Consider the following 6787-nt stretch of genomic DNA (forward strand, 5'->3'; position numbering starts at 1 on the left):
TAGGGTCGCCGAGCCCCCGTCCCCGCCCCGCCCCCAGGCGCGACCCTGCTCCGAGAGGTGCCGCCCCATGCGCCGCTGGACAGCAGCACTGCTGCCGGTCGCGCTGCTGCCGCTCGCCGCGTGCGCCTCGCTGAACACCTCGACCACCGAGGTCGGCGGGATACGGATGACCGACGACCGCCCCGTCCGCAACGGCGGCACCCTCACCGTCGCCGTCAAGTCCGACCCCGACAAGCTCGACCCGTCGCTGTCGACGACTCTGGTCTCCCGCACGGTCTTCTCGGCGATGTGCGAGAAGCTCTACGACGTCGACGCCGACAACCATGTCGTGCCGCAGCTGGCCACCGCGCTGCCGCAGACCTCCGCGGACGGACGCACCGTCACCGTCTCGATCCGCACCGGGGTGAAGTTCAGCGACGGCACCCCGCTGGACGCCCAGGCCGTCGTCACCTCCCTGATGCGCGACAAGAATCTCCCGGGTTCCGCGCGGTCGACCGAGATCGGCCCGCTCACCAGCGCCGAGGCCGTCGACCCGCACACGGTGCGGCTGCACCTGGCGCAGCCCTATGTGCCGTTGGTCGGCGTGCTCGCCGACCGGGCCGGCATGGTGATGTCGCCGGCCGCGCTGGCCAAGTACGGCACCGACTTCACCAACCACCCCTCCTGCGTCGGGCCGTTCAGGTTCGTCGAGCGCGTCGCCGGCGACCGGGTGGTACTGGCCCGCGACCCCAACTACTACGCGGCCGGTTCCGTGCACCTCGACAAGGTGGTCTTCAAGACCATCACCGACGGCTCGGTGCGCCTCGCCAACCTGCGCTCCGGCGACGTCCAGGTCGGCGACCAGATGGCGCCCGTGGACGTACGCAGCGCGCTCACCGAGTCCGCGCTGCAGCTCTTCGACTCGCCCTCGCTCGGCTACCAGGGCCTCGGTCTCAACATGGGCAACACCCAGGGCGTCGGCAAGCCCCCGGGCAAGCTGGACGGCCCCTTCGCCCACGACGTCCGGGTGCGTGAGGCCTTCGAGCTCTCCCTGGACCGCGACACCATCAACAAGGTCGTCTACCAGGGCATGTACTCCAGCGCCTGCGGCCCGATCTCCCCGGCCTCCGCGCTGACGGCGGGCCCGGCCACCTGCCCCGGCCGCGACGTCGCCAAGGCCAGGCAGCTGCTCAAGGAGGCCGGCGTCAGAACCCCGGTCCATGTCGAGCTGAAAATCTCCACGTCCCCGGAGGACAGCCGCATCGGCCAGGTCATCCAGGCCATGGCCAAGGAGGCGGGCTTCGATGTGACGCTGCGGCCCATGGAGTACACCTCCATGCTCACCGACACGAACAACGGCCACTACGACGCCTACCTCAGCGGCTGGTCGGGCCGGCTGGACCCGGACGGCAACCTCTCCTCGTTCGTCAGGACCGCGGCCCCGCTGAACACCTACGGCATCTCCGACCCCACCATCGACAAGCTGATCGACGAGGGCCGCACCACCTCCGACCCGCAGGCCCGCAGGGGCGTGTACCAGCAGCTGGTGCAGCGGATCGCCGGCCTCCACTCGCTGATCTACCTCTACCGGCAGAAGAACTACGTGGTGGCCAGCAAGGACGTCGCCGGCCTGAAGGTCTTCGGCGACGGCCTGATCCGAGTCAGAGATGCGGGGTATGTCGCATGATCCCCTACCTGCTGCGCCGCGCCGGGCAGTCCCTGGTGACGCTCGTCCTGGTGAGCGTCGTGGTCTTCCTGGGCGTTCGGGCACTGCCCGGCGACCCCGCGCTGGCCATGGCCGGCGAGACGCCCGACCCCCAGCTGGTCGCCGCCATCCGGCACCAGTACGGCTTCGACCAGAGCCTGCCCGTGCAGTACTGGAAGTTCGTCAGCAGCGCCGTCACCGGGAACTTCGGCATCTCCTCCCGCACCGGGATGTCGGTGACCCACTCCATCCTCTCCGCCGCTCCCGTGACGGTCGAACTGGCGCTGCTCAGCCTGCTGCTGGCGACCCTGATCGGGATCGGCGCCGGGGTGGCGGCCGCGGTCCGCCGCGGCCGCCCCACCGAGTGGCTGGCCAACGCCGTGGCGCTGCTCGGCCTGTCCGTGCCGTCGTTCTGGCTGGGCATGGTGCTGGTGCTGGCCTTCGCCGTCGCCATCCCGCTCTTCGCCGCCTCCGGCTTCGTGCCGATCTCGGCCGACCCGCTGGACAACCTGCACCGCATGGCGCTGCCCGCGCTGGTGCTCGGCTCCGGCATGGCCGCCGTGGTGATGCGGCAGACCCGCTCCTCCATGCTGGAGTCGCTCTCCGCCGACTACGTCCGCACCGCCCGCGCCAAGGGCCTCGCCCGCCGCCAGGTGGTGTACGGGCACGCCCTGCGCAACAGCCTGATCACCGTCACCACCGTGCTCGGCCTGCAGCTCGGCCAGCTGATCTCCGGCGCGGTGGTCACCGAGCAGATCTTCGTCCTGCCGGGCTTCGGCAAGCTCACCCTGGACGCCGTCACCAACCGCGACTACGCGACCATCCAGGGCGTCGTGCTCTGCACCGCCACCGCGTACATCCTGGTCAACCTGCTGGTCGACGTCCTGTACTCGGCGATCGACCCCCGCATCCGGATCGGAGGCGCCGCATGAGCACGGCCACCGCCACCCCCGCGCAGCAGACCGCGCCCGCCGCGGCCGCTGCCCGCCGCCCCGGCCGGCTGCGGCGCCTGATCGCCAGCCCGCTGGCCCTCACCGGGCTGGTGATCGCCGCGGTGCTGGTCGCCGTGGCGCTGGCCGCGCCGCTGATCACCCCGTACGACCCCACCCTGCCCGACTTCGACCATGTCCTCTCCCCGCCGTCCCTCTCCCACTGGCTGGGCACCGACGACCTGGGCCGCGACCAGCTCGCCCGGGTGTTCTACGGGGTGCGGGCCTCCATGCAGGTCGGCGTGCTCGCCGTGGTACTGGCCTTCCTGATCGGGGTTCCGCTGGGCCTGGTCGCCGGCTACTACGGCCGGTTCGCCGACACCGTGGTCTCCCGGCTCACCGACACCATGCTGGCCTTCCCGTTCCTGGTGCTCGCGGTCGGCCTGGCGGCGGTGCTCGGCCCCTCGCTGCTCAACGCCACCATCGCCATCGGCGTCGCCCAGATCCCCGCGGTCGTCCGGATCACCCGCGCCGAGACCCTGCGGCTCAGGCACCTGGACTATGTCGCCGCGACCATCGCCAACGGCGGTGGCGACGGCACCGTGCTCTTCCGCCGGATCCTGCCCAACGCCGCCCCGGCGCTGATCGTGCAGGCCACCGTGGGCATTCCCGGTGCCATCCTCGGCGAGGCGCTGCTGAGCTTCCTCGGCCTCGGTGTGCAGCCGCCCTCGCCCTCGCTGGGCGTGATGCTCTCCAGCGCCCAGTCCTTCATCGCCCAGGCACCCTGGATGGCCGTCTTCCCCGGGCTGGTCATCGTCGCCGCCACCCTCGCGTTCAACCTGCTCGGCGACGGGCTGCGCGACGTCCTCGACCCCCGCGGAGGCACCGCATGACCCCCACCCCGAGCGGCGGCCCGGAGCCGGTGCTGACCGTCGACGGCCTCACCGTCTCCTTCCGCTCCCGGTACGGCTCGGTGCAGGCCGTGGACGGGATCTCCTACGAGCTGGCGCCCGGCGAGGTACTGGCCGTGGTCGGCGAGTCCGGCTGCGGAAAGTCCGTCACCTCCATGGCGGTCCTCGGGCTGCTGCCGCCCACCGCGCACACCACCGGCTCCATCAGGTTCGCGGACGGCAGGGGCGGCACCCGTGAGCTGCTCGGCGCGGACGAGAGGACGCTGGGCTCGGTCCGCGGCAAGGAGATCGCGATGATCTTCCAGGAGCCGATGACCTCGCTCAACCCGGTGCTCACCGTCGGCCGCCAGATCGCCGAGGTGCTCCGCCGCCACCAGGGCCTGAACCGCGCCCAGGCCCGTGCCCGCGCCGTGGAACTGCTCGGCCTCGTCGGCATCCCCGCCCCCGACCGCCGGGTCGACGAGTACCCGCACCAGCTCTCCGGCGGTATGCGGCAGCGAGTGATGATCGCCATCGCGGTGGCCTGCGACCCCCGGGTGCTGATCGCCGACGAGCCCACCACCGCCCTGGACGTCACCGTCCAGGCAGGCATCCTGGACGTGCTGCGCAACCTGCGCGAACAGCTCGGCACCGCCATCGTGCTCATCACCCACGACCTCGGCGTGGTCGCCGACATCGCCGACCGGGTGCTGGTGATGTACGCCGGACGCGCCGTCGAACAGGGCACCGTGCAGGAGGTCTTCGCCGAACCCCGCCACCCCTACACCCGGGGACTGCTCGACGCCGTGCTCCGCCCCGGCACCCGCCCCGAGGGCGGGCGGCTGCGCGAGATCCCCGGAGTCGTCCCCCGGCTCACCGACTCGCCCGACGTCTGCACCTTCGCCCCGCGCTGCGACCGGGCCGACGAGCGCTGCACCGCGCTGAGGCCCGCCCTGGACACCGCCGCCCACGCCGCGGCCTGCTGGCACCCCCTCGCCGGCGCCGCCGCCCCCGCACCCTCGGAGGCCACCCGATGACCGTCACCGCAGCCCCCGAAGCCCCTCCGGTACTGGAGATCGCCGACCTCACCCGGCACTACCCGCACGCGCAGGGCACCGTCCGCGCCGCGGACGGCGTCTCCCTGACCGTCCGTCGCGGCGAGGTGCTGGGCCTGGTCGGCGAGTCCGGCAGCGGCAAGTCCACCGTCGGCCGCTGCGCCGTGCGCCTGGACACCCCCACCTCCGGCACCGTACGGATCAACGGCACCGACATCACCCGGCTGAGCGCCCGCCGGCTCCGCCCGCTGCGCAAGGACTTCCACCTGGTCTTCCAGGACCCGTCCTCCTCCCTCGATCCACGGATGACCGTCGGCGACCTGATCGCCGAACCGCTGCGGCTGCACCGGCTGGCCGCCGGCGCCGAACTGGACGCCCGGGTCAGCCGGCTGCTCCAGCAGGTCGGCCTGCGGCTCGACTTCGCCGACCGCCGCCCGCACGAGCTCTCCGGCGGACAGCGCCAACGGGTCTCCATCGCCCGCGCCCTCTCCGTCGATCCCGACCTGCTGATCGCCGACGAGCCCACCTCCGCACTGGACGTCTCCGTGCAGGCCGCCGTCCTCAACCTGCTCGCCGACCTCCAGCGCGACCGCGGCTTCGGCTGCCTGTTCATCACCCACGACCTGGCAGCCGTGGAGTTCCTCGCCAACCGGATCGCGGTGATGTACCTCGGGCAGATCGTCGAACTCGCCGACACCGCCGACCTCTTCGCCGACCCCAGGCACCCCTACACCCAGGCCCTGCTGTCCGCCGCCCCGCTTCCCGACCCCGCGGCCCAGCGCGGTCGCGAGCGGATCGTGCTCTCCGGAGACCTGCCCAGCCCCGCGGCGCCGCCCCCCGGCTGCCGCTTCAACACCCGCTGCCCGGTCGCCGTGGACCGCTGCCGCACCGAGGTCCCGCCGCTCCGTACGCTGCCCGGGACGACCCGGCAGGTCTCCTGCCACCTCGCCGCCGACAGCTGAGCCCAAGGGCGCCCGCCCGAACCGACCCTCCCCAGGAGCCCGCACATGTTCACCACCCGGCCCACCCTGCAGGGCACCTTCGGCATGGTGTCGTCGACCCACTGGCTCGCCTCCCAGTGCGCGGCGGCGGTCCTGGAGGGCGGCGGCAACGCCTTCGACGCCGCCGTCGCCGCCGGCTTCGTACTGCATGTGGTCGAGCCGCATCTCAACGGACCGGCCGGGGAGGTGCCGATCATCCTCGCCCCCGCCGGCGGCCGGCCGACCGTCCTGTGCGGGCAGGGCCCGGCCCCCGCCGGGGCGACGGTCGACCACTACACCTCGCTCGGCCTGGACCTGGTCCCCGGCACCGGGCCGCTGGCCGCCGCCGTCCCCGGCGCCTTCGACGCCTGGATGCTGCTGCTGCGCGACCACGGCACCCGTACCGTCGGCGAGGTCCTCTCCTACGCCGTCCACTACGCCGAGGCCGGCCACCCGGCGGTGGAGCGGATCGGGGCCACCGTGGAGGCGGTCCGTGAACTCTTCGAGAACGAGTGGACCAGCTCCGCGGAGCTCTACCTCCCCGGCGGCCGCGCCCCCAGGGGCGGTGAGCTGCTGCGCAACCCCGCCCTGGCCGCCACCTGGCGGCGCGTCGTCGCCGAGGCGGAGGCCGCGGGCCCCGGCCGGGAGACCCAGATCGACGCGGCCCGCCGCGTCTGGCGGGAGGGCTTCGTGGCCGAGGCGATGGTCCGCGCCGCCGCCCGGCCCGCCATGGACACCTCCGGTGAACGCCACAGCGGAACCCTCACCGGCGACGACCTCGCCGCCTGGAGCGCCGGCTACGAGGAGCCGGCGACCCACGAGTGGAACGGCTGGACGGTCTGCAAGGCCGGACCGTGGAGTCAGGGCCCCGCGTTCCTCCAGCAACTCGCTCTGCTCCCGGACGACTTCGGCACCCGGGACGACACCCGCTACGGCACCGCCGGATACGTCCACACCCTCGTCGAGGGCACCAAGCTGGCCATGGCCGACCGCGAGGCCTGGTACGGCGACGCCGCGGAGGTCCCCCTGGAGGCGCTGCTCTCCAAGCGCTACAGCGACGAGCGGCGCGCCCTGATCAGCGAGCGGGCGAGCCTGGAACTGCGCCCCGGTTCGCCCGACGGGCGCACGCCCAGGCTGCCCGCCCATGTCCTCAGCGGCGCCTCCGCCACCGGCGAGGACCGCTTCGACGCCATGGGCACGCCGCCCTCCGGCGCCGGCGAGCCCACCGTCGCCCGCGACGGCCTCACCC

Annotated in this window: 6 protein-coding genes; all 6 read left to right on the forward strand. The window is 73.1% G+C overall.

The window, feature by feature from the left end:
• The first annotated feature begins 67 nt into the window (after positions 1–67).
• The gene (locus tag AOK09_RS28345; protein ID WP_055590096.1) at positions 68–1666 is read left to right on the forward strand and encodes an ABC transporter substrate-binding protein; all 1599 of its coding nucleotides are present in this window, start codon (positions 68–70) and stop codon (positions 1664–1666) included.
• Complete coding sequence (locus AOK09_RS28350) at positions 1663–2616, forward strand: ABC transporter permease (RefSeq protein ID WP_055590097.1); 954 nt, start codon at positions 1663–1665, stop codon at positions 2614–2616. Before AOK09_RS28345 ends, AOK09_RS28350 begins: the two co-directional genes overlap by 4 nt.
• Positions 2613–3506, forward strand: coding sequence for an ABC transporter permease (locus AOK09_RS28355; RefSeq protein WP_055590098.1), 894 nt, complete (start codon positions 2613–2615; stop codon positions 3504–3506). Before AOK09_RS28350 ends, AOK09_RS28355 begins: the two co-directional genes overlap by 4 nt.
• Positions 3503–4540, forward strand: coding sequence for an ABC transporter ATP-binding protein (locus AOK09_RS28360; RefSeq protein ID WP_055590099.1), 1038 nt, complete (start codon positions 3503–3505; stop codon positions 4538–4540). The genes AOK09_RS28355 and AOK09_RS28360 overlap by 4 nt, the downstream gene beginning before the upstream one ends.
• A complete protein-coding gene (locus AOK09_RS28365) occupies positions 4537–5520 on the forward strand; it encodes an ABC transporter ATP-binding protein (protein WP_055590100.1) in 984 nt (327 codons plus the stop codon). The genes AOK09_RS28360 and AOK09_RS28365 overlap by 4 nt, the downstream gene beginning before the upstream one ends.
• 45 nt (positions 5521–5565) lie before the next feature.
• The coding region (locus tag AOK09_RS28370; RefSeq protein ID WP_055590101.1) for a gamma-glutamyltransferase family protein at positions 5566–6787 on the forward strand (1222 nt) is incomplete at its 3' end.

The sequence above is a fragment of the Peterkaempfera griseoplana genome (genome assembly GCF_001418575.1).
GTDB classification, from domain to species: Bacteria; Actinomycetota; Actinomycetes; order Streptomycetales; family Streptomycetaceae; genus Peterkaempfera; species Peterkaempfera griseoplana.

Bases quoted from the DNA above. Each gene is read 5' to 3' on its own strand.
- AOK09_RS28345 (WP_055590096.1), top strand. From the start codon at position 68: ATGCGCCGCTGGACAGCAGCACTGCTGCCGGTCGCGCTGCTGCCGCTC.
- AOK09_RS28350 (WP_055590097.1), top strand. From the start codon at position 1,663: ATGATCCCCTACCTGCTGCGCCGCGCCGGGCAGTCCCTGGTGACGCTC.
- AOK09_RS28355 (WP_055590098.1), top strand. From the start codon at position 2,613: ATGAGCACGGCCACCGCCACCCCCGCGCAGCAGACCGCGCCCGCCGCG.
- AOK09_RS28360 (WP_055590099.1), top strand. From the start codon at position 3,503: ATGACCCCCACCCCGAGCGGCGGCCCGGAGCCGGTGCTGACCGTCGAC.
- AOK09_RS28365 (WP_055590100.1), top strand. From the start codon at position 4,537: ATGACCGTCACCGCAGCCCCCGAAGCCCCTCCGGTACTGGAGATCGCC.